Raw genomic sequence first — 26,812 nt, forward strand, 5'->3', positions numbered from 1 at the left:
GGCCCGTGCGGTGTACGCCGCGTGGGGCGTGCCGCTGGACGGAACGGAGGGCACATGCGGTACTGCCACCTATACATCAGGTCGGTGGACTGTTCAATCATTCTCCGCGAACTGGCGGAAAGATTGCGCGAAATTCCGGATGCACCCGGATCGCAGGCGCGGTGGGGCAAGGCGCGGACGCGGCCTGGCCCTACTGGCGGAACCGTTCCACAAGTTCGCCCAGCCGCCGGGCCATGCCGGACACTTCGGTGATGGAGGCTTCCGCCGTGTGGATGCGGCCCGCGATGTCGCGCGACAGGTCGTTGATGCGCGTGACGTTGCGATTGATCTCGTCGCTGGTGGCCGATTGCTGCTCCGACGCGGTGGCGATGTTGCGCACCATGTCGGCGATGTTCACGGCCCGCCGCACAATGCGCCCCAGGGTTTCGCCGGTGCCTTCGGCCTTGTCCGCCGTGGCTTCCACCTGGCCGCGCGTGCGGGTCATCTCGTCCACGGCCTGGGCCGTGCCCGTCTGGATGTCCTTGACGGCGTGCTCGACTTCCTTGGTGGCGGTCATGGTCTTTTCGGCCAGCTTGCGCACCTCGTCGGCCACCACGGCGAACCCGCGTCCCGCGTCACCGGCGCGGGCCGCCTCGATGGCGGCGTTCAGCGCCAGCAGGTTGGTCTGGTCCGCGATTTCGTTGATCACGTCGATGACCCGGCCGATGTTGTCGGCCCGCGCCGCCAGGTCGTGGAGCGAGGCGGCAAGCCCGGCGGCCCGTTCGGCAACCTGGCGCGTTTCGGCCACGGTGGACTGCATCTCGCTGCCGCCCTGCTGCGCCTCGCGGTTGGCAAGGTCGGCGGCCTCTGCCGTGGCCGATGCGTTGCGGGTCACTTCCACCACCGTGGCGTTCATCTCGTCCATGGCCGTGGCCACCTGGGCCGTCTCGTCGGTGGATTCCACGACGTTGCGGGCCAGCTCGCCCATGCGCACGGAAAGTTCCCCGGCGGCGTCGGACAGGGCGCGGGCCACCCCGGTCACTTCCTCGGCCACTTCCAGCAGGTTGCGGCGCTGGGTCTCTATGCGGACCTTGTCCTCTTCCTCCTGGGTCAGGTCGATCATCACGGTGATGACCCCCACGGCCATGCCGGCGGTGTCGCGCAGGGGTGACGCCTCGTAGTGCAGGGGAAAGGCCACCCCGTCCCGCCGCACGTAGCGCAGCATGCCGCTGGTGCTGGTGCCGGTGGACAGCACCTGGGTCACCGGGTCGCATTGCAGGGTACAGTCCTGTCCGCCCTTTTCCAGTACCTCGCGCAGCGAAAGCCCCATCAGGTCCTTGCACGCGGACCCGAGGATGGCGCACATGGGCTGGTTGGCGAATTCGATGCGCCCCGCCTTGTCCATGACCGCCAGCGGCACGATGATGCCGCCAAGCACGGATTTGTTGTATTCCAGCTGGTTGCGGATGGTGGAAACCATGGCCGCCAGGTTCGCGGACAGCACGCCCAGTTCGTCGCGGGAATCGTCGGTGAAGGACACGGCGTAGTTGCCGCGCTCGATTTCGCTGCTCACCCGGGCGATGGTACGCACCCGGCCCACCACGGCCCGGCGCATGAACAGCGAGAGCACGGCGGTAAGGGCCAGCATGCCCGCCAGCGAAAGAGCCCCGCCCTGCCACTGGCGGGTGCGCAGCAGCGCCGCGTCGGCGGAAATGTCCTGCAGCATGACCATGGCCCCCAGGATGGGCTGGCTGGCGCCGTGGCAGTGATGGCATTCCGGCGCATTGGGGATGGTCTTGAGTTCGGTGTAGTACGGCACGCCGCCCAGTTCCAGCAGCTGCCCATCGTCCACCGGCTTTTGCAGCGCGGTGTCGAACAACGTGGCGAAGCGCGGGTCGCGCACCACGTCCTTCATGGGCTTGCGGATGACCTCGTGCCGGGTGGAATAGGTGATGGAACCCCGAAAGTCGGCAAGATGCACGCTGACGGTAGGATAGCGCGCGGCGATGGCGTTGAATTTTTCCTCGGTGCCTTCGTCGTTGCCCTTGGACATGGGGTCGTTGATGGCCTCGAGCAGGATCTGGGCGGTGCGGGCGGAGGAATCGTGGATGAGATGGAGGGTGGTTTCCCGTTGCCAGTAGGAGTTGGTGAGGAACAACGCCGCGAAGACGATGACTGCGGTGCCCACGACCAGCATTTGCACCTTGGCGCCCAGCGAACGGGTGAACAGCATGCGACCCCCCGGTTTGTCCTGCGGCGCGAGCTCGCAGGGTGCCCGCCCCGGTGTTCCGGGGCGATGTGCCAATGGGTGGTCGGCGCGCGTGGTTGCGGCGGACGCATGGTGCAGCGCGCCGCGCATGGGGGCAGACACTGCCCGACTTCAGGTCGTCCCCCGCCGCGTGCCGACAAGACCCGGTATAGCGCCGTTCTCGTTTGCTATCGCTGTACTCAAGGGGCGGGGTTGCGTCAAGCAGGGGTGGAAAAAAACACAGGTTGTGCGTGCAGTTGGAATATGCTTGGTGCGACATGTTGCACCGGGCGTGGTGTGTTGCACAAGGGGGGAACGGTACGCCCGGCGGCGGCCCGAAGCCGGGTCAGCGGTCGCCAGACCCGGTGCCGGTGGGCTGGGCGGGTTCCGGGCGGGTCTGCGATTGTGCCTGCGGCCGGCTGCGCAATTGGGCCCGCAAGCGGGCATCCAACTGGTCGAGTTCTATGGGTTTGGCCAGGTAGTCGTTCATGCCCGCCGCCAGAAACCGCTCGCGGTCGCCCAGCATGGCGTGGGCGGTCAGGGCCACCACCGGCACCCACGGCGGGGTGGTGCCGGGGCTCACGGGCTCGCGCATGCGGATGAGCCGGGTAACGTCCATCCCGTCCATGTCGGGCATCTGGATGTCCATGAGTACCGCGTCGTAGCGGTTGCGGCCCAGCATTTCCAGAGCCTGCCGCCCTGAGGCGGCGCGGTCTGCCGCGTAGCCCAGCCGGGTCAGCAACCGTTGCGCGGTTATCAGGTTCACCTCGTCGTCATCCACCACCAGAATGCGCGGGGTATCCCCGGCGGCGTCCGGGGCATGGTCCCCCGCAGCACCCTTTCCCCCTGCCGTTTCGCCCTCTTTTGCTGGTTTTGCCGCCGCGTGGGGGGGCGGTGATGCGTTCGGGGTGGCGCCCTGGGTGCTGGCGGCTTCCGGAGCAGAGCCCGTTGCGTCCGGCGCTGCGGGCCGTCGGGGTGCGCGGCTCGCCTTGGGGGGGGCTTCTTCGGTACGCAGGGGCAGGGTGATGTGGAATTCGGTGCCCTCGCCGGGGGCGGTGTCCACGCAGATGCTGCCGCCCATGAGCCGGGTGAGCCGCCGCACGATGGCCAGTCCCAGGCCCGTGCCGCCGGGGCGCGCCGTGGCCGCGCTGCCCGTGGCGTAGTTGTCGAACAGGGTGCGCAGCCGCTCCGGCGCGAAGCCGACGCCCGTGTCGATGACCGCCATGTGGATGCAGGTCCGCTCTGCCGGGCCGCACCGCGGCAACGGGTATATTTCCACCCGCACTCCGCCCGTGTCGGTGCATTTGACCGCATTGGACACCAGGTTCACCAGCACCTGGCGAATGCGCCCGGCATCGCCCATGAGCGTGGCGGGCAGGTCCGGGGCGGTCAGCACCTCGAAGGTCAGCCCCTTGGCCTGGGTCTGGTGGGCCAGCATGGCGTGCACGGGTTCTGTCACCTGGGCCATGCTGAACGGTTCTTCCACCAGCGGCAGCGCGCCCGCCTCCATGCGCGAGATGTCCAGGATGTCGTCGAGGATGCGCAGCAGGTTGCGGCTGGCGCCCAGGGCCGTGTCCACGCAGTCTTCCTGGTCGTCGGAAAGCCGAGTGCCGCGCAGCAGTTGCAGCATGCCCATGATGCCGTTGATGGGGGTGCGCACCTCGTGGCTCATGACCGCGATGAATTCCGACTTGGAACGGTTGGCCTTCTCCGCCGTATCCCTGGCCTGGCGCAGTTCGTCCTCGGCGCGGGTGCGCCGGGTGACGTCCGCGAACATCACCGCGATCTGGCGGCTGCCGGTGCGGAATACCCACAGGTCCACAAAGGCCCACCCGGCGGGCAGCCACCCGGCGCTGGCATGGGCCGAGACGCTGAACGTCCCGCCCTTGATGGCGATGGAGCCGAAGATGGTGGGCAGGTTGGTGGCGGCGATGCCGGGCAGGGCCTCGGTCAGCCGCCGCCCCAGCATGCTCCGGCCGGTGATGTGCAGGGCCGTGTCGGCAGTGGGATTCACCGCCTCTATGCGCAGGTGTTCGGCCTGGTCCAGGGTGAGCAGCAAGAGACCCAGCGGGGCGCCTTCGACGATGGAGCGGAATCGGGCCTCCACTTCGCGCAGTTGCTGTTCCGACTGCCTGCGCTCGGTGATGTCGTGGAACATGCCCACGACCACGTCGCGATTGCCCACGCGCAGCACCCTGGCCTTGACCAGCATGTCGCGTTCTATGCCAGCCTTGGTGCGCATGGGCATTTCCGCGGGCATTTCCATGGGGTGTTCGCGCAGGGTGTTGAAGCGCCCGCCAAAGCCGTTGCGGTGCGCCCTGTCCGGGTGCAGTTGACGCTGGTGCATGCCCACCAGTTCATCGCGGGTGTAGCCGAACACCTGCTGGGCAGCCCGGTTGGCGTCCAGAATGAGGCCGGTATCCGCGTCGGCCAGCAGAATGGCGTCCATGGCGTTGTCGAATACGGCGCGGTAGCGGGCCTCGTTGTCGTGCAGTTCGGCGGTGAAGGCTTCGCGTTCGCGCAGGCGGCTGGCGAGGATGGCGGCCATGGTGTCCACGCTGAAGGCCAACTGGCCGATTTCGCCCATGTCGTGGCGAATGCCGGTACGCGTGCCCAACTGGCCTTCGCCGATGCGGGTGGCTGTGGCGGCGATGTGCGACAGGGGCCGGGCCACCAGCCTGCCGCCGATGCTCCAGGCCACGGCCAGGGTCACGGCCATGGCGCCGCCGAGCAGCAGCAGGGCACGGTTGCGCGCGGCCCGCACCGGAGCCAGCACGGCATCTTCGGGCAGGCCCACGATGATGTTCATGTACGCGGCCGCTTCCGGATACAGGCGCAGGCGGGTGAACCCGTACAGCCGTCTGGTTCCGTCCAGCCCCACGCGGGTAGCCTGACCGTTGTCCATCGAACTGCGCACCATGTCCCACGCCTCGCGCCGGATGGGAGCGCCGGGCGGATTCATGCCCATGGCGGGGCGATAGGCCAGGCGGATGCCCCGGTGGTCGGACAGGCTGAGGATGGAACCCTGCGGCAGGAGCAGCTTGTCGAAGAACGAGTCGTAATGGTCGAGGCGGATGGGGGCCGCCAGCACCCCGTACACATGCCCTTCGCCGTCGATGAGGGGCAACGCGAAGTGAAAGGTGGCTTCCCGCAGGGTACGGGCAACCACGTATTCGCCGCTGGAAAAGCGTTTTTCGCGCACGGCGCTGCGAAAGTACATGCGGTCGGAAAAATTCAGGGGGGCTTCGTCGGAGGGGGAGGCGAGGGGGCGTCCCGAGGCCACGAGGTCGCCGTTGATGTCGATGGCGAGCAGGTTCAGCAGGGTGTTGTCGCCGGAGAGCGTGTCGCGGAAGATGCTTTCGCAGGCGGCGGGGTCCAGCCGCCGCACGTCGGACAGGGCGGCAAGGGTGGTCAGTATCTGGCGGGCGCTGTCGGTCACGCGTTCCTGCAACACCGCGATGCTGTTGGTGGTGCGCATGATCGAGGCATCTGCCTCTGCCTGTAGCTGCGAGGCGTAGCGGTGGGAATCGTACAGGATGACCCCGAACGAGGGCAGGGCCGCCAGAAGGGCTACCCAGACCAGGGTGACGCGGATGGAGAACATGTGCGACCGCATGGCGACTCCTGGCGCGGACGGCTTTACGACCGGGCTGCGGCCGTTGGAAGCTGCCAGTATCATGGCACGCTTTTTTGCCGTGCGCCACAGCAAATCATGCCGTGAGCGCAAGGTGACACCGCGGGGCAAAGAAACGGGCGTATCGGGTGACCGGGATCGGGCAAACCGGAAAGGACAAACGGGGCAGGCCGCAAGGCCCGCCCCGTGAGGTGATGTAGGTGTGTTGCCGTGTCGCGCAGCCGTCCTGGCCCGCGCCAACGGTCAAAAGGGCACGCTGGCTACCAGTTGAAGGTGGCCTTGAACGAGCGGGCCAGCCCTTCCACGCCTTCCGCCAGCAGGGGGGCGCCCTGCGCGGTGACGGCAAGGACGGCATCCGCCGTCACCTCGCCGATGCAGGCGCAGGCGGACCCGGCAAAGTGCGCCTCAAAGGCGGCGGCGTTGCCCGGCTTCACGGTGACCAGCAGTCGGCTGGCGGATTCGGCATACAGCAGTTCCGTGGCGGTCATGTCGTCTGCAACAGGCGCGGCGGCAATGTCGCACCGCGCGCCCAGCCGCCCGCCCACGGCCATTTCGGCCAGGGCCACGGCAAGGCCGCCGTCGGACAGGTCGTGGCAGGCGGTGACGAGGCCCGCGTTGATGGCCGCGTGCAGGGCGCGGTAGCGGGCCATGGCGGCCAGCGCGTCCACCTGGGGCACCTGGGCGCCCACGGTGTTCAACTGGTCGGCGATTTCGCTGCCGCCCAGTTCGCGGAAGGTGTCGCCCAGCAGGTACACCTTGTCGCCGGGCTGCTTGAAGTCGGAGGTGACGGCCCGGTTCACGTCATCCATGACGCCCAGCACCGAGTACAGCACCGTGGGCGGGATGGAGATTTTCACCCCGCCGCCGAAGTAGTCGTTCTTCATGGAGTCCTTGCCGGAGATGCAGGGCACCCCGTAGGCAAGGCAGAAGTGGGCCAGGGCCTGGTTGGCGCGCACCAGTTGGGCCAGCTTGTACTGGCCGTCGGGGGTCTTTTCCGACTGCACCGGGTCGCACCAGCAGAAGTTGTCGGTGCCGGCCATGCGGTCGGGGTCGCCGCCCACGGCCACGGCGTTGCGCACCGCCTCGTCGATGGCATTGGCCATCATCCAGTAGGTGTCGTAATCGCTGAACTTGGGGCAGATGCCGTGCGAAAGCACGATGCCCGCCTCGCTGTCCAGCAGGGGGCGCACCACGGCGGCGTCCGCCGGGCCGTCGCGCTTGACGCCGACGAGGGGCTTCACCACGCTGCCGCCCTTCACCTCGTGGTCGTACTGGCGGATCAGGTATTCCTTGCTGCAGATGTTCAGGCGGCCCAGCATGGCGTGCAGCAGCGGGCCCTGCTCGGCAGGGGCCGGGTTCAGCCTGCACTCGCATTCGGGGGCGACGGACGGGCGTTCCCACACGGCGGAAAGTTGCATCTGGGGCACGCCGTCATGCAGGAAGTCCATGTCCAGGCAGGCCACCTGCCTGTCGCCGTACACCACGTGGAAGCGCCCCGATTCGGTGAACTCGCCCAGCGGGGTAAGCTCCACGTCCATTTCCTTGGCCAGGGCCAGGAAGGCGTCCAGCTTTTGCGGCGGCACGGCCAGGGTCATGCGTTCCTGCGCTTCCGACAGCAGGATTTCCCACGGGCGCAGGCCGTCGTACTTCAGCGGGGCGCGCGAAAGGTCCAGACGGCAGCCGCCGGTATCCTGGGCCATTTCGCCCACGGACGAGGAAAGGCCGCCCGCGCCGTTGTCGGTGATGGCGTTGTACAGGCCCATGTCGCGGGCGCGCATGATGCAGTCGTACATCTTGCGCTGGGTGATGGGGTCGCCGATCTGCACTGCCGTGGCCGGGGAGCCTTCGTGCAGTTCTTCGGACGAGAAGGTGGCCCCGTGGATGCCGTCCTTGCCGATGCGCCCACCCGCCATGACGATGATGTCGCCGGGCAGGGCCTTCTTGTACCAGCCGGGGCGGCCATGAATTTCCTTGGGCAGCATGCCCACGGTGCCGCAGTACACCAGCGGCTTGCCGAGGTAGCGTTCGTCGAACACGATGGAGCCGTTGACGGTGGGAATGCCCGACTTGTTGCCGCCGTGCTCAACGCCCTCGCGCACGCCTTCCATGACCCGGCGGGGGTGCAGCAGGCGGGGGGGCAGTTCGCCTTCGTGGAAGGGCGAGGCAAAGCAGAACACGTCGGTGTTGCACAAGAGTTCCGCGCCAAGGCCGGTGCCCATGGGGTCGCGGTTCACGCCCACGATGCCGGTCAGCGCGCCGCCGTAGGGGTCCAGCGCCGAGGGGCTGTTGTGGGTTTCCACCTTGATGCACACGTCGTGGGTGTCGTTGAAGGCGATGACCCCGGCGTTATCCTTGAACACCGAACGGCAGAAGTCGCGATCGCCGAGGCGCTGGCGGATGGTTTTGGTGGAACCCTGAATGTACGTCTTGTACAGGCTGTCCACCACCTCGCGGCGGCCCGTTTCGCGGTTCTCGTAGTCGATGCGGGCAGAAAATATCTTGTGCTTGCAGTGCTCGGACCAGGTCTGGGCCAGCACTTCGATTTCCGCGTCGGTGGGGTCGGCAGGCAGGCCCATGACGGCGCGGCCTTGGCGCACGGCGGGGTCCGCGTAGTAGGCGCGGATGGCGTGCAACTCTTCCAGACTGAGGGCCAGGGTATTCTCGCGGCTGAAGGCCATCATGGCCGCGTCGTCCATGGTGGACAGCGGGATTATGGCAACTTCGTCGCTCGATGCCCCGGTCACCTGCGCGGCCTGCGGGACAAAGCCGGGTTCGGCTGCCCATTCGTCGCGGCTTTTCAGGACAAAGCGCTGGATGAGCTCGTTGGCCAGCAGGTCGCGGGCGATGTGCTCCATGTCCGCGCGGGACAGGGGCGTGTCCCTGGCGCAGGTCACGTGGAACTGGGCCGAGGTGTACACGGCGATGGCGCGGCGGTCGGCACCCAGCACCAGAGCCAGGGTGTCGCGCGCGGTGCGGCCCTCGTTGTCGGTGACGCCGGGGCGAAAGCCCACTTCCAGCACCCAGTCCGCCGGGGCCGCGCCCTGCGGGGCGGGCAGCAGGTCCAGCGCGGCGTCCTGCAATACGGGGTCGTGCAGCACGCCCTTAGCCACCATGCGGGCCAGTGCGCCTTCCGAAAGGCCATCCACGGTGAACACCCTGACGAGGCGCACGGATTCCACGTTCAGGCCCAGCGAGGCCCGGATCTTGGCGGCGACGTTGCGGCCCACGGTATCGGTGACCTGCGGCCGAAGGCCAACTTCTATGCGCCGAAGCATGACTGACTCCTGAGGGTGTTTGGGGGTGCGAGCGGTTGGCTCTCCATAAAGGCAAACGCCGCGCTTTGCAAATACGTGAAGGGGGTGGGCGGCGAGGCTGGCGGAGCGGGGGGAGGGAAGGTAGCGGCTTGATTGAAGGCGTTTTCTACGGAAAATCTCCAGTACGTTCGGAGGCGCTCGATTTCGTTATGCCTCCGGCGGGCAGGGGGCCGCTGAGCGGCAGCCCCCTGCACCCCCGCGCTCCAGGGGGGCTTCGCCACCCCTGGACCCCCGGCGTTTCTGGCGCCGCATTCCTAATGCCGGGCAGCTTCCCTTCGGCGCAAGGCGCCTTCGGGTGATCTGCCCGGCGGAATGCGCATGCGCACGCGGCTCCCGTAGTTTTGGCGGTAGCGGCCTTTGGCGCGCTGGTCGTGAGGACTTCAGCGCCATTCTCATGGGGATCAGGCGTGTGCACGGTTGGCCGCAGCTCGCCGCAGGCCATGACGTGGCAGAAAATCAAAACCGGAGCAATGTTCCCAAGGGGGGCTACAACAACGCCTGCATCAGGGCCTCGCGGCCCGCATCGCCGGCGAGGTCGGCGGGGGTGAATTCCCGTTGCGGCCTGCCGTCGGCAAAGATGACCACCCGGTCGGCCAGGCGCATGGCCTGGCCCAGGCTGTGCGACACCATCAGCACCGGGCGGTGGGCGGCCAGGCGGCGCACCAGTTGTTCCACGTCGCGGGTGGTGGCCGCGTCCAGCGAGGCGGTGGGCTCGTCCAGCAGCAGGATGTCCGGTTGCAGGATCAGCATGCGGGCCAGACACAGCCGCTGCTGCTGCCCGCCGGAAAGCTGGGCGGCGGGGCGGTCCAGCCGCTGGCGCACGTCGTCCCACAGGCCCACGTCGGTCAGCACGGCCTGCATGCGGGCCGGGGCGTCGGGCAGTTGCCCGCGCACCAGTTCCAGCGGCAGCAGCAGGTTGCGACGGATGCTCATGGGCAGCACGTTGGGCGTCTGGAAGACCATGCCCACCCGGCGGCGCAGTTCGGTCAGGGCCGGGCCGTTCGGCCCCAGTATGTCACACGGTTCGTCAGGCCCCAGCAGGTCACATGGACCGGCAGGCCCCGGCACGTCACATGGGGTGCCGGGTTCGCCGTCGGCATGCCCCGTGCCATCGGCTTTGCCGGGGTACAACACGATGGAGCCGGTGGTCTCGCAACCGGGAAAGCATTCGTTCAGGCGGTTCAGGGCGCGCAGGAAGGTGGTCTTGCCCGAGCCGGACCGTCCCAGCAGCACGGTGACCCCGGCGCGGGGCAGGTCCAGCGAGGCGTCTTTCACCGCCGGGCGGCCATGGAAGGACACGCACAACCCGGTTACCCGCAGGCCCGGCTCGGGGACGCGTAGGTTCAGTTCCATGCATCCTCTCCCTTGTGGCGGCGTTCCATCACCCTCTGCAACGCCCCGGCACCCAGCATCATGGAGCCGGACAGGACCAGCAGCACCAGCGCCGCGCCAAAGCCGCGCGCCAGTTCGTCCTCGGTCTGGTACTGGGCGGCGGTGTAATAGATGGTGAAGGGCAGGGCCTCGAACTTGGCCAGCAGCCCGGCGGGCAGCCCGGCGTTGGCCACCACCCCGGTGAGCAGGATCACCGCCGTGTCTTCCGCTGCGCGGCCCATGGCCAGCATGACCCCGCCCAGCATGCCGCGCCCGGCCTCCGGCAGCAGCACCCGGAACACGGTCTGCGCGCGGGTCAGGCCAAGGGCCGCCCCGGTCAGCCGCAATCCGTGGGGCAGCGATTCCAGCGCGGCGCGCGTGGACACCACCAGCGGGGGCAGCACCAGCAGGGCCAGGCACCCCGCCGCCAGCAGCAGGCAGGTGTTGGCCTGCGGCACGAAGGTGCGGCGCAGTACGAGGATGAGCGTGAACCCGAACAGCCCCATGACGATGGACGGCACCCCGGCCAGCAGTTCCACGGCCAGCCCCAGGTGGCGGCGGGCGCGCGGCCCCGCGTACTCGGCAAGGTAGATGCCGCAGCCCACGCCCGGCCCCAGCACCAGCAGGGTGGCCAGCCCGACAAGGTACAGGCTGCCCGCGCAGGCGGGCCAGATGCCGTCCCACACCGGGCGCAGCCCGGCCATGGCCAGCAGGGGGGGCGTGTCGCCGAAGAAGAGCGCGCGGCCAAGGGTAGGCACCCCGCGCCACAGCAGATAGCCGCAGCCGATGGCGGCCACGGATGCCACCAGCAAGGCCGACAGCCAGGCCAGCGCGGTGAGCAACCGCTCGCGCGTCCGTTCACGAGGCCGGGCCTGTGGCGGGACTCGCCTGCCCAGCAACTGCCGGGGGGGCGGCGAAACCGGGTGTCCGGTCATGGCCGCCACCCTGCGTCTGTCAGGGAATCCTGCCCCGTGCCGCGCAGGCGGCGCACGGCCAGGCTGACGCCCGCGCTCACCGCCAGCAGCAGGATGCCCGCCGCGAACAGCGAGTGATAGGCGGTGCTGCCCGCGTCGGTGGACATGACCAGCGCCATGTGCGCGGTGAGGGTGCGCAGGGCGTCGAAGGGTGACGCAGGCACGCCGGGTGCGTTGCCCGCCAGCATCAGCGGAATCAGGGTGTCGCCCATGGCTCGGCCAAAGCCGAACACCCCCGCCGTGACCAGCCAGCGTCGCGCCCCCGGCAGCATGACGTGGGCAAAGACCTGCGTGGGCGAAAGGCCCAGCGCCGCCCCAGTGAGCCGCAACGACCGGCCCTGTTCGCGCAGGGCGGCATCCATGATCACCACCATGGTGGGCAGCACCAGCAGGGCCAGCACCAGCGCGGCGGTCAGCCAGCACAGGCCGGACCCCTGCCCGGCCCGCCGTACCAGCGGCACCAGCAGGAACACCGAGACGAAGCCGTAGACCACCGTGGGCACCGCTGCCATGCCGTGCACCAGTTGGCGCAGGGCGCGGGCGGGCCGGGCGGGGCCAAGCCCGTGCAGCCAGCCGCACAGGCCGAGGGCCAGCGGCCAGCCCAGCAGCAGGGCAGAGCACGAAAGCAGCACCGAGCCGCAGACCATGGGCAGGATGCCGAACTGCCCTGCAGCGGGCAGCCAGCGCCAGGACAGCACGGCAAGGCCCTGCCCGCTCAGCAGCACGGGCAGGGCATATACGGTGACGAAACCGAACACGGCGGCAATGCCCAGCACCGTGACGGCGGCGGCGCACCGCAGCGCGGAGGGCACGTTTCCGTCACGCATGGGCGGGGCTTACCTGTCGAGCGGGATGTAGCCGCTGGCCTTGGTGATTTCCTGTCCTTCGGCGCTGAAGATGTAGTCGATGAATGCCTTGGCCAGGCCCTGCGGCGCGCCCTTGGTGTTCATGTACAGCTTGCGGGTGACGGTGTAGGCACCGCTGGCCGCGTTGTCCTGCGTGGGAACCATGCCGTCGAAGTGCAGCCCCTTGATGGTTTCGCCAAGGTGCCCGATGCCCACGTAGCCGATGGCGTTGGGGTCCTGGGCGACGGCGGTCTTCATGGCGCCGTTGGAGTTCACCACGTTGGCCGTGGCGGCTTGCGGCCCCTTCTTCAGGGCCTTTTCCACGAACACCTCGCGGGTGCCGCTACCGTCCTCGCGGGAGTACAGGGTGATGGGGGCGTCCTTGCCGCCCACGTCCTTCCAGTTGGTGACGGTGCCCGCGAAGATGTCGCCCACCTGCTTGCCGGTAAGACCGGTGACCGGGTTGGCCGGGCTGACCACCACGGCCACGCCGTCGATGGCGAAGGGGAAGGATTGCAGGCCGTACTTCTGCACTTCCGCCTCGGTGAGGGGGCGGCCGGTGTTGCCGATGGCCACGAGGCCCTCGCCCACCTGCTGCACGCCCACGCCGGAGCCGCCACCCGCCACGGAAATGCGCAGGGCCGGGTTCACGGTCATGATGCGCTTGGCGGCCTCCTTCATGACCGGGATGTGCGCGGTGCCCCCGGCGATGTCGAGGGAGCCGGTGAGGCCGGATTGGGGCGCGAAGGCATCCAGCGGCGCGGCGGCGGAAACGGTGGCAAGGCCCAGAGCCAGAACCATGACCAGGGACAGGACGGCACGAAGATGGCGCATACACCCTCCTTGCGGTGACGGGATGAAATGATGTGTGAGCGGATGCTAACAGCGCGAGGAGGTTACGCGAAATCGACAGTTCAAATGGAATAAGGCCGCATGCATAGCCTAAATCTATGCACGCGGCCTTGAATGGTCGCGGGATGTGCTGCTGCAAGCCCTACTCGGCCCAGCGCGCCTTGACCCCCTCCATCTTCTTGGCGGCATAGCTGGCCCGGTCGGCCCGCTGGACCAGGCTTTCACCCGTGTCCGCAGGCGTCAACAGGGCAAGGCCCATGCTCAGGTCCACGGCGCCCTTGCAACTGGTCACCACCCCTTCGCGGATGCGCCGGGCAAGGCCCTCCATGATTTCGGGGGTCACCTCGGTGACCACCACGGCAAACTCGTCGCCGCCGTAACGGCAGGGAAAGTCCATTCCCTTGCGCACCACCGCGCTGATGCCCGCCGCCACGCGGCGCAGCACCGTGTCGCCCGCCTGGTGCCCGTAGGTGTCGTTGATGGCCTTGAACCGGTCTAGGTCGAAGAAGATCAGCCCCAACTGGCGGTTGGTGCGGCGGCTGCGTTCCATTTCGCGTTCCAGGATCATGTGGAACTGCGAATGGTTGAACAGCCCGGTCAGGCCATCGTACATGGCCTGCTGCTTCACCTTTTCTTCCAGGCGGCGGATGCTGGTCAGGTCGCGCCCCACCACCAGAAAGGCCGGGCCTTCGTGTTCGCGCGTGTCCAGCGCGGAAAAGAGCAGTTCGAACAGGCCCATGCTGCCGTCGCCCAGTTCCAGCACCGCTTCCACCGGGGCCGCCGGTGACGCTCCGGACAGGTAGGCCGCGTCCCAGGTGTCGGTAAAGGTGGCCGTGGGGCGCGACGAGGCGAACAGGTTCTTGCCCCGCAGCCCGGCGCATCGGCGCGAGGCCCACGAGATATGGCCCGTGCGGTCCACCGTAAGCACGATTTCCTGCATGGAATCGAGCAGCCGTTCCAGAAAGTCGCGCTGGCGCAGGTTCTGCACGTCCACGTCGGAAATTTCCGTCACGTCCTCGATGAGCAGCAGCACGTCATCGTGCGAGGCATCGCGGCGGCGGTGCAGCGAAACATAGGCGCACGGGGCGCCCATGCGCCTGCCCGCCGCATCGGTGGGGCAGAACAGGCGGCTGATGAACGCCGGGCCTCCCTCGTCGGTGAAGGCCTGCCATTCCGGGCCGAAGTCCAGCCCCAGCGCTTCGGACAGCAAGGGGCGCACCGGGGTGCGGGGGGCCAGTTCGTCACGGCCCACATAGTCCAGAAAGCGCCGGTTGGCTTCCACCAGCAACCCTTCGCGGTCCAACCGGGCCACGCCCAGGGGCAGGGCGTCCAGGGTTTCGGCCTTGGCCTCCAGCACGGCCTGCTGGCGGTAGTAGTTTTCCAGCGCCATGGCCATGAAGTGGCAGTACACCAGCAGGGCGGACTTGCGGGCAGGGGCCAGGGCGTCCTTGGGCAGGCGCAGTTGGCCCCAGTCGATGCCCGAGGCGGACAGGGGCACCCGTTCCTGCCCGGACTGCCAGGGCAGCCGGGCGAAGGGGGCGGGACCGGCCTGGCGGGGCACCGGGGTGGTCTCGTCGCCGCTGAACAGCAGGTACTCTTCGCCGCCGGGCATGCGCAGGGCCACCTCCCAGCGCTGCACGTTCCAGTACCAGCGCAGCTGCCGCCCCAGGGTGGCCGCCAGCGAAGGCAGCCCGCCGGCCACGTGCGACAGTTCCGCCCCCAGGAAGTAGAAGGATTGCAGGGTTTCCAGCGACTGTTCGTACAGCCGGGTGCCCGCCGGGCGGTCCTGAATGGCCAGTTGGGCCAGCATGGACTTGAAGCGCTGGGCGCAGGCCTCGCGCAGGTTTTCCAGCCCCTGGTCATCCAGCGAAAGGCGGGTGCGCAGCAGCATCTCGAACTGGATGATCAGCGCGGGGTGGGTGGCCTGTCCGTGCAGCAGGTCGGCCCACTGCGTGCCCAAAATCACCGCCTGGGTCAGGGGCGGGTGGTGGGGCACGCCGTCCAGGTCGTGGTGGCTGGCGATGGCGTCGGCGATGGCTTCGGGCAGGCCCCAGTGGTGGATGATGTTGCGGGCCATGGCCGCGTGGTCGGCACCCCAGCAGGTGTTTTCCAGCGACAGCTGGTCGCGTTCCAGGCTGGTGATGCAGGCCTTGCCGCGCAGCACCGGGTCTTCATCGGCCGAGCACAGGTGCATGAACAGGGCAAGGTCTTTCAGCAGCGAGGCAAGGTAGGCCAGGTGGGCCGTGTCGGGCTGCACCCGCAGGGCGATCTGTTCCGCCGCGATGGACGACCAGACCACCAGCCGCCAGTCCTGGTACATGGCCTGCTGCGGGCGCTTCAGCTCGTTGCTCACCCGCTTCTGGAACGACAGCGACAGGGCCAGTTTGAGGATTTCTCGGGTGCCCAGCACCGTGGCGGCCCGTTGCAGGTCGGAAACCTTGGTGCCCAGCCCGTAGTAGGGCGAGTTGACCAGGTTCAGCACGGCGGCGGCCAGCATGGGGTCCATGGCCAGGATGCGGGCGATGGTGGAAAATTCGGGAAACGGCGCCACCAGTGCCTGCACCAGTTGCACCATGACCGGGGGAAAGGTGAGTTGCAGGCAGCGATTGATGGCGTCTTCGTCGGCCATGTGCCGACCCTGCGGAACAGTCATGCGCCCCTCCGGTGTGGGGGATTGCGTGGTGCATCGCGTTGCGGCAACCCCTTCGGCGAAGGGGGGCGCGCGTTTTCGGATGTCTTCGGGGCGTATTCCGGTGCGTTTCAGGGCGGCATGGCCGTCCGTGTGGTGCGGTGAACCGCGTCCCGGAACTACGTGCCGCGATTGAGGACGTAGTCGATGCTTTGGCGCAGGATACGACGTTCCGACGTATCGGGCAATGCATCAAGGCAGGCCGATGCCTTGTCCAGATAGCTGGCGGCCAGTTCGCGCGTCTTGGCGTCGCAGCCGCGCGCCCGCAGGTCGGCCGCGACCTCGGCCACCGCTGCATCATCGAAGGAGCCTTGCCGGAACCGCGTTACGAACGCATCGCGTTCGGGCTGCGCCAGTGTTTCAAGGTAGTAGATCAGCGGCGGGGTCAGCTTGCCCTCGCGCAGGTCGCCGCCCACGGGCTTGCCGGTGTCCTTGGACGAGGCCGCGAAGTCCAGCGCGTCGTCCACGATCTGGAAGGCGATGCCGAGGTTCAGGCCGAACCCGGCGGCGGCCTGCACGGCCTCGTCCGGGGCCTGCGCCGCAAGGGCGCCCAACTCGCACGAGGCGCGCAGCATCCACGCGGTCTTGCCGGTGATGATGTCGATGTAGGTATCGTGCCCGTGGTCGGTGGAGCGCTGGTGGGCGATCTCCACGATTTCGCCGGTGGCCGTCTGCACGATGGCTTCGGCGATGGTCTCGGTAAGCCGGGTGTCGCCGTAGCGGGCCACGATGCGGTTGGCCAGGGCCAGCAGGGCGTCTCCGGCCAGTACGGTTTCCGTCTGGCCGAACACGGTGTGCGCGGCGGGCAGGCCGCGCCGCAGGTCGGCGCCGTCCAGAATGTCGTCGTGCAGCAGGGTGGCCGAGTGCAGCAACTCCACGGAACACGCCAGCGGGTACAGGTCCGGGCCGGAGCCCGTGCGGAACAGGCCGCCGCCTTCCGCGCCCCCCGTTCGCAAGGTCCGTGCGGTCAGCAGGGTCAGCAGGGGACGCAGCCGCTTGCCGCCCGCGCGCAGCACGTGTTCGGCCACGGGGCGCACCAGCGGGTGGAGCACGGCCACCTCGGCGTCGAGCGTCTTGTTGATGCGCGGCAGTTCCGTGGCCAGATAGGCTTTGAGCTTCAGCATGGGAATGTCCGTAGGGCTTGCGGCCGGGCATGTCCAGAACTGGCGCGTCTGGACCGGCGTGTATGGGCTGCGTGTATGGGCGCGCGGGTTCGGGGAGGCCGCGCACCGGAATGGGGTCGTCAGTCGGTCAGGAAAAGTTCGCGGGCCAGGGTGCCCAGGGCGTCCAGCGCCCCTTCCAGCGCCCAGTCCTCTGCCGCGCGCGAGCCCACGATGTTGGACATGGTGCGCAGTTCGGCAAAGGGCAGGGCGTGGCGCAGGCAGGCCAGGGCCAGGGCGAAGCCCTCCATGTTCTCCATCAGCGGGGCGTGGCGATGGCGCATGGCCTCTGCCCGCGCCGGGGTGCCGGAAACTCCGGCCACGGTCAGCGAAACGCCGTTGCGCACGGTAGCGGGCATGGCAAGGTGCCATTGTTCGAACAGTACCTCCGGCGCAAGGTCCACGCGGTCCCACACCGGGCCCGCCGGGCCTTCGGCCAGGGGAAAGGCGATGCCTTGCGGGTCCACGCCGTCGTCGCCCGCCAGGCCGTATTCCGGCCACACCTCGGCGGACGCGAGCACGGCGCTGCCCAGCGGAGCGCGCAGCACGTCGAAGGTGCCCGCCACGCCAAGGTTGAGCACGCCGCGCACGCCACGGTGCGCGCCAAGCACCCGGCCCAGCGACAGGGCCGCGTTGACCGGCCCCACGCCGGTGACCAGCAGCAGGCAGTTGCGCCCGTTGACGGGCGAAGGGCAGGCCTCGCCCGGTCCGGGCAGGGCGCAGCCCACGCGGCCCCGCCCGTTGAAGCCGGTGAGCACGGCCTTCATTTCACGGGTGGTGGCGGTGGCGATGACAAGACTCATGCGTGAAGGCTGTCCATGAACGGCGCGGGTGCGCCGGGTGTATCGTTGTTTCGCGGCGGATTTTACCGGTGTAAAACCGCTGTGTTGGGCCTTACCGCTTGCGCAGCAGCAGTCGCAAATGCCCCTCGGCGGTGGCGCAGGGCATGCCCACCACGTCGGCCTGCCGGATGCGGGCGATGTGCCGCGCGCTGCCCATCTGGTTGGGCGCCATGTCCAGCAGCAGTTGCCCGCCCGCAGGCATGGAACGCAGAAGCGAACTCGCTTCCTGCAGGCCTCGTCAGCAGTCGTCCCAGCACAGCACCACCGGCACGTCGCGCGGGGGCAGTTCGCACAGCAGGGTGCCGCGCGGAATGCCCGGCATCAGCGCGCAGGCGGGACCCGGGGGGGACGCGTCCGCGCTTTCCTGGTCGCCGCCGCCTTTCCCTTTTTCCTCGGTGCGGCGCAGGGCCGCGCGCAGCGTGGCGTCGTCGGGGGCCGGGGGCAGGCGTTTGCGTCGTTGGCTGGCGAGCATGGCGTTCACGTCCTTTGGGCCGAGGGCGCGCTGGGCCCGTTACAGACGCCAGTAAGCGAAAAATCCGGCCTCTTCCGCTGCCTGCGCGTTGTGCAGGCCCTTCAGGTCCAGCAGCAGGGCGCGGTCGGGCGTGGCGAACCAGCCGCGCATGGCGGACAGGGGAAGTGCACGGTAGGCCTTGTGGCCCACGGCCAGGATCAGCGCGTCGAGCTGCGTGAAATCATCCAGTGACGCAAGGTCCAGTCCGTACTCGTGCCGGGCTTCCGCAGCTTCGGCCATGGGGTCGTGCACCAGTGTCGTCACCCCGTATTCGCGCAGTTCGGCCACCACGTCCACCACGCGGGTGTTGCGCAGGTCGGGCACGTCCTCCTTGAAGGTCAGCCCCAGAATGCCCACCCGTGCGCCGTCCACGCGACAGCCCGCCCTGATCATCTGCTTGACGGCGGTTTCGGCCACGTGCTTGCCCATGCCGTCGTTGATGCGGCGGCCCGCCAGGATGACCTGCGGGTGGTAGCCCAGTTCCTCTGCCTTGAAGGTGAGGTAGTACGGGTCCACGCCGATGCAGTGGCCGCCTACCAGACCGGGCCGGAAGGGCAGGAAGTTCCATTTGGTTCCCGCTGCCTCCAGCACTTCCAGGGTGTCGATGCCCAGACGGTCGAAGATAAGCGAAAGCTCGTTCATCAGCGCGATGTTCAGGTCGCGCTGGGTGTTCTCGATGACCTTGGCGGCCTCTGCCACCTTGATGCTGGCGGCGCGGTGCACCCCGGCGGTGACCACGCTGCCGTACAGCCCGGCCAGCAGGTCCAGGGTGGGGGCATCGCTGCCGGAGACCACCTTCATGATGGTTTCCAGGGTGTGCACCTTGTCGCCGGGGTTGATGCGTTCCGGCGAGTAGCCCACGGTGAAGTCGCGCCCGAAGACCAGGCCCGATTCGCGCTCCAGGATGGGCACGCAGACGTCTTCGGTGACGCCGGGGTACACGGTGGATTCGTACACCACCACGCAGCCGCGCGACATGTGGCGGCCCACGGTGGCGGAGGCCCTTTCCACGGGGGTCAGGTCGGGGTTGCGATGGCTGTCGATGGGCGTGGGCACGGCCACGATGATCACCCCGGCGGCGGCCAGGGCGGCGCCATCGCAGGTGAAGCGGGCGGAGGTGGCGGCAAGGTCCGCGTCGGCCACTTCGCCGGTGCGGTCGTGTCCGGCGGTCAGTTCGTCCACGCGGCCCTGCGCAATGTCGAAGCCGATGACGTCGAAGCGGCGGGCCAGTGACACCGCCAGGGGCAGGCCCACATAGCCCAGGCCCACCACAGCCACGGGAGATTCGCGGCGCGCGATTGCATCAAAAGTGGTCATGTCGTTCACTCTGTTGGCTATCCTGTGTCCGGCCCTGCGGGCCGATTGCTGCCGATTGTGGCCGGTCGCCTTCCGTTGCCTGCCGATCATTTTCGGATGGGCCGGAGTTGCCCTGCTGCGGAGTTCGCCCGGACCGGGCATGCCGACGTGGCTGTCGGCGGAAAGCTGTGTTGGCGGCAGGGGGTTGCCACGGGCGGTGCCACCGTGTGAGAAGGCTTCCATGCATATCGACTGGAATACCCTGCTCTGCGCCGTGGGCCTTGCCTTCGTCATCGAAAGCATTCCGTACGTCCTGTTTGCCGAACGGATGCGCCCCGTGTTGCGGTCGCTGTCCGACCAGCCCCCGGCCATGCTGCGGGGCATGGGCATTGCGGCCATGTGCGTGGGCGTGCTGGTGGTCTGGCTGGCCCGGCGCATGCTGGCCTGACGCATGCCTGTCCGGCGCATGCCAGTCCGGCGCATGCCGACCTGACGTCTCCTGTCCCCGGCCTTCGCCCTTCGTGCGGCTAGCGCGCCTTCTTCCCCGCCTTGGCGCCGCTGGCGCCGCGTTTCCTTTTTGCCGTTTGCTGCGTGGCCGCGCCGGGCAGGGTGGCCTGCTCCGTGCCGCGCGCGCCCTGTCCGTCGGGCGTCGTGCCGGTTTTTACCGACGTGCCGCCCTTTGCCGCGCTGTCGGCCTTGGCTGCCGCGTCCTGACCCGGTGCTTTCGCCATGGCGGACGTAGCTGGTGCTGCCTTGCGCGCCCTGGCTGCGGGCCGTTCCTGCGTGGCTGTTTCCGCCTGCCGGGGTACGGTCGCCGGGGCAAGGGGCTTTTCGGCCACGTGCAACCGCACGATACCCGAGGTCAGCGGCAGGTGGAACACCCGGCCAAAGCCCGCTTCCGTCATTTCCCCGGCCAGTTCGTCGGCGGTGGGAAAGGCCATGATGGTATCGGCCAGGTAGCGGTAGGCGCCGGAATCGCCGGAAACGGCCTTGCCCACCATGGGCAGCACCCGGTTGAGGTAGAAATTGTACAGGCCGCGCCACACCGGGGTCTTGCCGGTGCCGAATTCCAGCACGCACAGCCGCCCGCCGGGCACCAGCACCCGCAGAATCTCGGCAAAGGCTTCCGACCGGGGCAGGATGTTGCGGATGCCGAAGGCGATGGTCACGCAGTCCACGCTGGCGTCGGCCAGGGGCAGGCGGCGACCGTCGGCGGTGGCGGGCCAGATGGCGCGCGCCGTTTCACCGAACAGCTTGCCCCGCCCGCGTTGCAGCATGGGGCGGCAGAAGTCCAGGGCGGGCACGCGGGTACCGGGGTGCTGGCGCACGATTTCCAGCGAAACGTCCAGGGTGCCCGCCGCCAGGTCCAGCACGCGGCCCGTGGGGCCGGGCACCACGTGGCGCACCAGGCGGTAGCGCCAGTACTTGTCCAGCCCGCCGCTGAGCACGCGGTTCAGCAGGTCGTACCAGTCGGCGATGCGCCCGAACATGCCGGAAACGTTGCGGGCATGCCCGCACGGATCGGGCTGGCGGTTGCTGTCCTTGGGCGCCGGGGCGGCATGCGGGCAGGTGGCGGTACGGTCCATGCGCGGCTACTCCCGCTCGGTGCCGGTGGAGGCCGTGGGGAGCGGGGACTGGCCGTCGCGCGCGCCGTCGGTGGCTATGGATTCCAGCACCACGCGGTAGATGGAGGGAAACACCTCGCCCAGGCTCGCCGGGGAAACCCGTTGGGTTTCGATGAACTTGACCACGATTTCCTTGGTCACCTGCAGGGCTTCCTTGCGAATCTTGTCCATGTGCAATCCTTTGGGGTGCGGTCCCTTGGGTGCTGTCTGCCGGGCGCCCGGCGAGAGTGCGGTGTCGAAGCGGCTCCGCGATGGGGCCGTGCCCGGTGGCCGGGGCGGTTGCCCGCGCTTGCGTCTGGTGCTTTGGCCAGCGTGCCGACCGGGGCCGGGACCGAGGTGTCCGGCTGGGAACCAGGGCGGCCACGCCGCCGAAAAAAAGAAAAACCCGCCCGTGGGGGAATGGTCTCGACCACAGCGGACGAAGACCGGACGGGTGAAAGAGGAATAACCGGCGAGCCATCCCTCTTTTTTCAGGCGTCTATAGCATTGCGTCCCGCGCCCGTCGAGGCCCGGCAGGGCAGGCTTTGCGGCGGGCTTCCCGCGCAGGTCCCGGCACCGCACGCGAAAGGGCGGGACCGGATGTTCCGGCCCCGCCCTTCATGATGTGGTGCGTGCTGCGTCGCGTGCTGCCCCGCTGTCCATTGGGGGCGCGTCCGTGCGTTGGCACGGCGGGCGGTTACAGGGCTTCGGCCAGCGCGGCGATTTCCTCGCGGATGATCCGTGCGGCGGCGGCAGCGGCGGCCTTGTCCGTCTCGGCCTGCAACGTGGCGCGCAGGTCGGCGGCCAGCATGTCCAGGTCCGCCTGGGTGATGCCTTCCACACCGGTTCCTTCGGCACCGCCCGTCTCGCTGGTGCCTTCAAGACGCTCGCGCAGGGGCGCCAGGCGTTCCTCGATGCGGGCGTCCAGGTCTTCGGCCAGGGCGGTGCGCACGTGGTCCACCAACGGGGCGAACGGACCGTCTTCGTTCAGGGAGCGAGCCAGCAGTGGTTCCAGCAGTTCGGTCAGCGTGTCTTCAGAAAGTGCGGGGGCGGCGTCGGCCAGCGATTCCATGGCCGTAAGGCGCGTTTCCAGCGCCTCGCGGGCGGCGCGCTCTTCGGCACGCTGTTCGGCCAGGCTGGCCAGCGAGGCTTCCAGCGCCTCGATGCGGGCGGCATACCCTGCGGGGCTGTCCCCTGCCTCGGGTTCCGCAGGCGCATCGGGCATCTCCGCATGCATGGGAATGTCGGCCATATCGGCAGGAGCCTGCGCAGGCTGGGCTTTGGGCGCGGGCCGGGGCGGCTCTGGCGCGGCCATGGCGGCGGCCGTGGCGGCAGCGGCCAGGGCGGCTTCAAAGGGGTCGCCGTCTGCCGGGGGCTCGTCGGGCGGGGCAACGGAAGGCTGCGCCGCGCTGGCCGCCAGGGCGGCCTCGAAGGGGTCCATTTCTTCCTGCTGTCCAGGCGCGGCGGGGGCCGGTTCGGGCTCGGGCGCGGGTGTCGCGGCCTTGCCGCTGGCTCCCAGCATGTCCTCCAGCAGGGCGTCCAGGTCCGCCACGTCCACCAGATCGGCCCTGTCGGGCTGGCTGGCGGGCTTCTGCGGCGCGGCTGACGGGGCGGCGGGTGCCGGGGGCGCGGAGGGCGCCTTGGCGTCCATCCCGGAAATGAGCGCGTCGATGTCGTCGTCGCCCATGGTCGAGCCGGAATCGCCCGACGTCAGGTCGGCGGCGGTGGGTGCGCCCAGGTCGCCGAGCAGGGCGTCCACGTCGGTCATGTCGGGCATGGACAGTTTCTCGTCCGGGTCGACGGGGCGGCCGGTGATGGCCGATGGCGTGGACGAGACGGGCTTGGCGGCCATGGAGGGAGCCTCCTCTGCGTCGTGGTGGGCGGCGGGGGCCTTGGGGGCGGCTGGCGCCTGGGCCGGAATTGGCTCCGGGGTATCCGGCAGGTCGCCGATGCTGTTCAGCAGGGCATCGATGTCGGCGTCCATGCTGGCGTCCATTCCGGCGTCCGGTCCGGCATCGCCGTCGCGGGCATAGTCGTCCGGCGTCATGGAGGCTGCCGGGGACGCGGCGGGAGGCGGAGGCGCGATGTCGGCATCAAGGGCATCGTACCCCGTCAGCGATTCCAGGCCGCCGCCGTCTGAGAACAGGTCTTCGAGTTCCTTCTCGAAGCTCGCGACATCGGAGCCGGGCTGCGCCAGCGGCGCGTTGCCCTTCTCGATGATGTCGGTAAGCTCGATGATGTCCTCGTCGGCCGTCAGGTGGGCATCGTCGGTGCGAGACATGACAGACCCTTGGGCAAACCTTCGGTAACGGTTGCGGCGCTCGCGCACCTGTCCGGCAAAGTGCCGCCCTGAAGCGGCGGATGCTTTGCGTGTTTCAAGGCATCAATACTACACACAGGAGCGGGCATGGCGCAAGCGCGTGCGGCATGCCACATGGCGGCGCCCCGCCACTGCCACCAGAGTGCGGTCCGCCCCGCGCGACCCGGAAACGCAAAGGGCCGCCCCCGAAGGGACGGCCCACGAAGCCGGAAGAATGACGGCAGTGCCTAGCTGTGGCACTTCGAGCCCTTGCAGCCCGTCAGTTCCTTTTTCTTGGCGGCGTCGGCGCCAGCGGTTTCGGTGTGACAGGCCACGCAGGTCTTGAACTTGGTGCCCTTGTCATGCATGGCGTGGTAGTAGCCCTTGGCGGACTTGTCCTTCTTGTCCATGCTGTCGTGGCAACCGGCGGTGGAGCACTTCTGGTAGTCTTCCTTGCCGTTGACCGGGTGGTGACATTCGCCACACTTCAGGGCCTTGTGGGTCGAGTGGTTGAAGACCACGGGCTGCTTGGTCTTGTCCATCTTCAGACCGTCGGCGGGGGCCTTCGGGGCGGCGGCAAGGGCGGGCATGGCGAAGGCAACGGCCAGCGCGAGCACACCAGTGAGGAACATCTTCTTCATCACAGAAATACCTCCTTCACAAGGCATGTTAAGGATTTCCCAAGCGCCATGGTAGTAGGTCGCGTTCACGGTGTCAAGACGGGCCGGGAAAATGCGGCGAACTCTGGTGGGTTAGGGGAAATCGCTGCCCCATTCCGAAGGCGCCGCGTGTGCCGTGCGGCACAAGGTGGCGCGGGCGTCCATTAGAAAGCGCGAAGGCGGCGGGTGATGCCGTGACGCGGGCCTGTCCCCTGATTGTGGCATTATCCGGGGGTGATGGGCAGGCGGGAGCGTTTGCAGGCGGACGGGCCGCCGGATGACTATTCGCCGTCGCCCCGCTTGCGGGTGCCGTCGGGGGCGTACTTGTCCATGTATCCGCGCGGGGTGACCATGCGTCCCCCCACCATGGTGGTGGCCGCGTTGCCGATGATGACGATGGACAGCATGTCCACGGTTGCCGGGTCGAAGGCGGCAAGGGGCGTGACCGATATCTGCTGGTCGGGCCGGTAGGCCTGGCGCACCAGGCCGATGGGGGTATCCGGCCCCCGGTGGCGGGCGGCGATGGCCAGGGCCTTTTCCAGGTGGTCGGCCCGGCGGCGCGAGCGGGGGTTGTAGATCACCACCACGAAATCGGCCCCTAGGGCGGCGTCCAGGCGGCGTTCGATGACCGGCCACGGGGTCAGCAGGTCGCTCAGGCTTACCGAGGCAAAGTCGTGCATCAGCGGCGCGCCCAGCAGGGCGGCGGCCCCGCACAGGGCGGGCACGCCGGGCACCACCTCCACCGCGTGGGCAAGGCGGGCAAGGCCGCGCTGGTCCAGCAGCTCGAACACCAGCCCGGCCATGGCGTACACGCCGGGGTCGCCGGAGCAGACCACGCAGGTGACCCGGCCCGCCAGAGCGGCGTCGATGGCGGCGTTGCAGCGTTCCATTTCGGCCATCATGCCGGTGGCCAGCACCTCGCGGCCATGGCGCAGCTCTTGCGGCACCAGTTCCACGTACAGGGTGTAGCCGACGATGCAGTCGGACGCGGCAATGGCGGCGCGGGCCTGCGGGGTGAGCAGGGCGGCGTCGCCGGGGCCGAGCCCGATGACGCGCAGGGGGGCGATGGTCATGGTGTGGTCTCGCCAGCGGGAAGGGTTGGGGAGGTTGCAGAACATGCCGCAAGTGCGCAGGGGGCGTAGTCCGGAGCGGCCACGGCCACGGTGACGCCCAGCCCGGCGGACTTGGGCGTCAGCAGGACGGCGGCATCGCTTGCCTGCCGGGCAGACAGCAGGGCGGCGGCCTCGGCCACGCCCACCTCCGCCACGCCCAGCACCTCTGCGGCCTTGGGGGACGGGTGCGGCACGGGCACGGCGGCCAGGCTGGCCGCGTCGAAAAAGCGCAGTTCCGCGCCCAGCGCGGCGGCGGCGTGGTGCAGGCCCGGTTCGTCGGCCTTGATGCTCACGGAAGCCAGCGCAACGATGGACGCCGGGGCAAGATGGGCGGCGGCCAGCGCCTCGCGGATGCGGGCTTCGATGATGCCGCCACCCACCCCGCGCTTGCAGCCCGTGCCCACGTGCAGCACGCGCGGGTGCAGCACCAGGCGGCGCGGCGCGGCCAGGTGATCGTGCGGAGTGACCAGCACCGACGGGACATCGGGCGGAAGGTCGGCGGGGTCAGCGACGAACCGGAAAAGGTGCGCGGGGTGGGGAAGTCCGTCAGGCCCGTCGCCGGATGCCCCCGGAGCGCCGTGCGCGCCGGTGTGGTCCGCCCCTGCTTCGGCAGCCGAGACGCATGCGGCGTGCAGCCCCAACCGGTTGCCGGGGTCGCAGATCCACACCGGTTCCCCGGCCAGCAGCGCGCCGCCCACGTGGCGGACCATGGCGATGTCGGCCATGGCCAGCCCGGCCCGCGCGGCCAGCAGGTCGAACGAGGGCAACCCCTCGGTGTCCGTGGCGGTGGTGATGACCGGCACGCCCCCGGTGACGGCGGCCACTTGCCGGGCCAGGTCATTGCCGCCGCCCAGATGCCCGGACAACAGGCTGATGGCAAAGGCCCCGCGCTGGTCGCAGGCCACCACGCAGGGATCCTGCGTCTTTGATGCGATATGCGGGGCGATGCAGCGCACCACGATGCCCGTGGCCGCCACGAAGACATGGCCGGGATGCAGGCGGAAGGTGCGCGCCACCAGTTCCGCCAGCGAGGCGAAGGGGTGGATGGCCACCGTGCCCGATATACCCGATGCGCCGTCCGCCCCTGCATCCGTCACGCCCCCGTCGGCCCCGTCGGCCCCGTCCGCGCCCGTCCCATCCATATCAGGCCCGCACAGCCGTTCCGGCAGGTACAGCACCCCGCCCAGCGTTGCGGCAATGCGCCGCGCCAGCGCGGCCCCGCCGGGAGTCAGCGCGTACACGGCCATGGGAGGCGCGGGTGGATGTGGGGGCGTGTGGGACATGGCGATCATGACGGGGTTGCGTGGTGTCCGGGGCTGCGCTTTCGGGATGCGCCGGGTGCTGCCGGGTAGCTCGGGTCGTCCGGATGCGTCTGGACGCTTCCGACACTCCGGACATGTCGGTGAGCGTTGGGGCGCGTTGG

General features: G+C 68.9%; 20 protein-coding genes. 1 reads left to right on the plus strand and 19 read right to left on the minus strand.

Going from position 1 to position 26,812, the window contains the following annotated elements:
- Positions 1-190: 190 nt before the first annotated feature.
- From ABWO17_RS06300 to ABWO17_RS06360, 13 genes are all read right to left on the minus strand, one after another.
- On the minus strand, positions 191-2,212 hold the full coding sequence (locus ABWO17_RS06300) for a methyl-accepting chemotaxis protein (protein ID WP_353116742.1): 2,022 nt from the start codon (positions 2,210-2,212) through the stop codon (positions 191-193).
- A 361-nt stretch (positions 2,213-2,573) separates the two neighbouring features.
- Positions 2,574-5,843: a response regulator gene (locus tag ABWO17_RS06305; RefSeq protein WP_353116744.1), complete on the minus strand. Its 3,270-nt coding sequence runs from the start codon at positions 5,841-5,843 to the stop codon at positions 2,574-2,576.
- A gap of 278 nt (positions 5,844-6,121) precedes the next feature.
- On the minus strand, positions 6,122-9,136 hold the full coding sequence (locus tag ABWO17_RS06310) for an AIR synthase-related protein (RefSeq protein ID WP_353116746.1): 3,015 nt from the start codon (positions 9,134-9,136) through the stop codon (positions 6,122-6,124).
- Positions 9,137-9,661: 525 nt separating this feature from the next.
- Positions 9,662-10,528: a phosphate ABC transporter ATP-binding protein gene (locus ABWO17_RS06315; protein ID WP_353116748.1), complete on the minus strand. Its 867-nt coding sequence runs from the start codon at positions 10,526-10,528 to the stop codon at positions 9,662-9,664.
- Entirely contained in the window at positions 10,519-11,481 is a 963-nt protein-coding gene (locus ABWO17_RS06320) for a PstA family ABC transporter permease (protein ID WP_353116750.1), read from the minus strand. Before ABWO17_RS06320 ends, ABWO17_RS06315 begins: the two co-directional genes overlap by 10 nt.
- Positions 11,478-12,347, minus strand: coding sequence for a PstC family ABC transporter permease (locus tag ABWO17_RS06325; protein WP_353116752.1), 870 nt, complete (start codon positions 12,345-12,347; stop codon positions 11,478-11,480). Before ABWO17_RS06325 ends, ABWO17_RS06320 begins: the two co-directional genes overlap by 4 nt.
- 9 nt (positions 12,348-12,356) lie before the next feature.
- On the minus strand, positions 12,357-13,199 hold the full coding sequence (locus ABWO17_RS06330; protein WP_353116754.1) for a phosphate ABC transporter substrate-binding protein: 843 nt from the start codon (positions 13,197-13,199) through the stop codon (positions 12,357-12,359).
- A gap of 160 nt (positions 13,200-13,359) precedes the next feature.
- Complete coding sequence (locus ABWO17_RS06335) at positions 13,360-15,870, minus strand: sensor domain-containing diguanylate cyclase (protein ID WP_353116756.1); 2,511 nt, start codon at positions 15,868-15,870, stop codon at positions 13,360-13,362.
- A gap of 155 nt (positions 15,871-16,025) precedes the next feature.
- The gene (locus ABWO17_RS06340; RefSeq protein WP_353116758.1) at positions 16,026-17,030 is read right to left on the minus strand and encodes a polyprenyl synthetase family protein; all 1,005 of its coding nucleotides are present in this window, start codon (positions 17,028-17,030) and stop codon (positions 16,026-16,028) included.
- A 119-nt stretch (positions 17,031-17,149) separates the two neighbouring features.
- Positions 17,150-17,869 carry a futalosine hydrolase gene (gene mqnB / locus ABWO17_RS06345; RefSeq protein WP_353116760.1) on the minus strand — a complete coding sequence of 240 codons (720 nt, stop codon included), beginning with the start codon at positions 17,867-17,869 and terminating at the stop codon, positions 17,150-17,152.
- A 91-nt stretch (positions 17,870-17,960) separates the two neighbouring features.
- On the minus strand, positions 17,961-18,110 hold the full coding sequence (locus ABWO17_RS06350; RefSeq protein ID WP_353116762.1) for a hypothetical protein: 150 nt from the start codon (positions 18,108-18,110) through the stop codon (positions 17,961-17,963).
- A 36-nt stretch (positions 18,111-18,146) separates the two neighbouring features.
- On the minus strand, positions 18,147-18,380 hold the full coding sequence (locus tag ABWO17_RS06355; protein WP_353116764.1) for a hypothetical protein: 234 nt from the start codon (positions 18,378-18,380) through the stop codon (positions 18,147-18,149).
- A gap of 39 nt (positions 18,381-18,419) precedes the next feature.
- On the minus strand, positions 18,420-19,736 hold the full coding sequence (locus ABWO17_RS06360) for a nucleotide sugar dehydrogenase (protein WP_353116766.1): 1,317 nt from the start codon (positions 19,734-19,736) through the stop codon (positions 18,420-18,422).
- Between the two features lie 220 nt (positions 19,737-19,956).
- Here ABWO17_RS06360 and ABWO17_RS06365 point away from each other — a divergent pair, with 220 nt between their 5' ends.
- The gene (locus ABWO17_RS06365) at positions 19,957-20,163 is read left to right on the plus strand and encodes a DUF2065 domain-containing protein (RefSeq protein WP_353116768.1); all 207 of its coding nucleotides are present in this window, start codon (positions 19,957-19,959) and stop codon (positions 20,161-20,163) included.
- A gap of 79 nt (positions 20,164-20,242) precedes the next feature.
- Here ABWO17_RS06365 and ABWO17_RS06370 read toward each other — a convergent pair whose 3' ends face one another.
- From ABWO17_RS06370 to ABWO17_RS06395, 6 genes are all read right to left on the minus strand, one after another.
- A complete protein-coding gene (locus tag ABWO17_RS06370) occupies positions 20,243-21,301 on the minus strand; it encodes a ubiquinone/menaquinone biosynthesis methyltransferase (protein ID WP_502914880.1) in 1,059 nt (352 codons plus the stop codon).
- Between the two features lie 6 nt (positions 21,302-21,307).
- Positions 21,308-21,511 carry a hypothetical protein gene (locus tag ABWO17_RS06375; RefSeq protein ID WP_353116770.1) on the minus strand — a complete coding sequence of 68 codons (204 nt, stop codon included), beginning with the start codon at positions 21,509-21,511 and terminating at the stop codon, positions 21,308-21,310.
- Between the two features lie 505 nt (positions 21,512-22,016).
- Complete coding sequence (locus ABWO17_RS06380; RefSeq protein WP_353116772.1) at positions 22,017-23,600, minus strand: hypothetical protein; 1,584 nt, start codon at positions 23,598-23,600, stop codon at positions 22,017-22,019.
- 266 nt (positions 23,601-23,866) lie between these two features.
- Positions 23,867-24,259: a cytochrome c3 family protein gene (locus ABWO17_RS06385; protein WP_353116774.1), complete on the minus strand. Its 393-nt coding sequence runs from the start codon at positions 24,257-24,259 to the stop codon at positions 23,867-23,869.
- Between the two features lie 299 nt (positions 24,260-24,558).
- Positions 24,559-25,350 (minus strand): precorrin-3B C(17)-methyltransferase, encoded by a 792-nt coding sequence (gene cobJ, locus ABWO17_RS06390; RefSeq protein WP_353116776.1) that lies wholly within the window; start codon positions 25,348-25,350, stop codon positions 24,559-24,561.
- Complete coding sequence (locus tag ABWO17_RS06395) at positions 25,347-26,681, minus strand: cobalt-precorrin 5A hydrolase (RefSeq protein WP_353116778.1); 1,335 nt, start codon at positions 26,679-26,681, stop codon at positions 25,347-25,349. Before ABWO17_RS06395 ends, cobJ begins: the two co-directional genes overlap by 4 nt.
- Between the last annotated feature and the right edge of the window lie 131 nt (positions 26,682-26,812).

Origin of the sequence: Nitratidesulfovibrio sp. (assembly GCF_040373385.1) — a bacterium.
Classification (GTDB): Bacteria; Desulfobacterota; Desulfovibrionia; order Desulfovibrionales; family Desulfovibrionaceae; genus Cupidesulfovibrio.

Bases quoted from the DNA above. Each gene is read 5' to 3' on its own strand.
- ABWO17_RS06300 (WP_353116742.1), bottom strand. From the start codon at position 2,212: ATGCTGTTCACCCGTTCGCTGGGCGCCAAGGTGCAAATGCTGGTCGTG.
- ABWO17_RS06305 (WP_353116744.1), bottom strand. From the start codon at position 5,843: ATGCGGTCGCACATGTTCTCCATCCGCGTCACCCTGGTCTGGGTAGCC.
- ABWO17_RS06310 (WP_353116746.1), bottom strand. From the start codon at position 9,136: ATGCTTCGGCGCATAGAAGTTGGCCTTCGGCCGCAGGTCACCGATACC.
- ABWO17_RS06315 (WP_353116748.1), bottom strand. From the start codon at position 10,528: ATGGAACTGAACCTACGCGTCCCCGAGCCGGGCCTGCGGGTAACCGGG.
- ABWO17_RS06320 (WP_353116750.1), bottom strand. From the start codon at position 11,481: ATGACCGGACACCCGGTTTCGCCGCCCCCCCGGCAGTTGCTGGGCAGG.
- ABWO17_RS06325 (WP_353116752.1), bottom strand. From the start codon at position 12,347: ATGCGTGACGGAAACGTGCCCTCCGCGCTGCGGTGCGCCGCCGCCGTC.
- ABWO17_RS06330 (WP_353116754.1), bottom strand. From the start codon at position 13,199: ATGCGCCATCTTCGTGCCGTCCTGTCCCTGGTCATGGTTCTGGCTCTG.
- ABWO17_RS06335 (WP_353116756.1), bottom strand. From the start codon at position 15,870: ATGACTGTTCCGCAGGGTCGGCACATGGCCGACGAAGACGCCATCAAT.
- ABWO17_RS06340 (WP_353116758.1), bottom strand. From the start codon at position 17,030: ATGCTGAAGCTCAAAGCCTATCTGGCCACGGAACTGCCGCGCATCAAC.
- mqnB (WP_353116760.1), bottom strand. From the start codon at position 17,869: ATGAGTCTTGTCATCGCCACCGCCACCACCCGTGAAATGAAGGCCGTG.
- ABWO17_RS06350 (WP_353116762.1), bottom strand. From the start codon at position 18,110: ATGCCTGCGGGCGGGCAACTGCTGCTGGACATGGCGCCCAACCAGATG.
- ABWO17_RS06355 (WP_353116764.1), bottom strand. From the start codon at position 18,380: ATGCTCGCCAGCCAACGACGCAAACGCCTGCCCCCGGCCCCCGACGAC.
- ABWO17_RS06360 (WP_353116766.1), bottom strand. From the start codon at position 19,736: ATGACCACTTTTGATGCAATCGCGCGCCGCGAATCTCCCGTGGCTGTG.
- ABWO17_RS06365 (WP_353116768.1), top strand. From the start codon at position 19,957: ATGCATATCGACTGGAATACCCTGCTCTGCGCCGTGGGCCTTGCCTTC.
- ABWO17_RS06370 (WP_502914880.1), bottom strand. From the start codon at position 21,301: ATGGACCGTACCGCCACCTGCCCGCATGCCGCCCCGGCGCCCAAGGAC.
- ABWO17_RS06375 (WP_353116770.1), bottom strand. From the start codon at position 21,511: ATGGACAAGATTCGCAAGGAAGCCCTGCAGGTGACCAAGGAAATCGTG.
- ABWO17_RS06380 (WP_353116772.1), bottom strand. From the start codon at position 23,600: ATGTCTCGCACCGACGATGCCCACCTGACGGCCGACGAGGACATCATC.
- ABWO17_RS06385 (WP_353116774.1), bottom strand. From the start codon at position 24,259: ATGAAGAAGATGTTCCTCACTGGTGTGCTCGCGCTGGCCGTTGCCTTC.
- cobJ (WP_353116776.1), bottom strand. From the start codon at position 25,350: ATGACCATCGCCCCCCTGCGCGTCATCGGGCTCGGCCCCGGCGACGCC.
- ABWO17_RS06395 (WP_353116778.1), bottom strand. From the start codon at position 26,681: ATGATCGCCATGTCCCACACGCCCCCACATCCACCCGCGCCTCCCATG.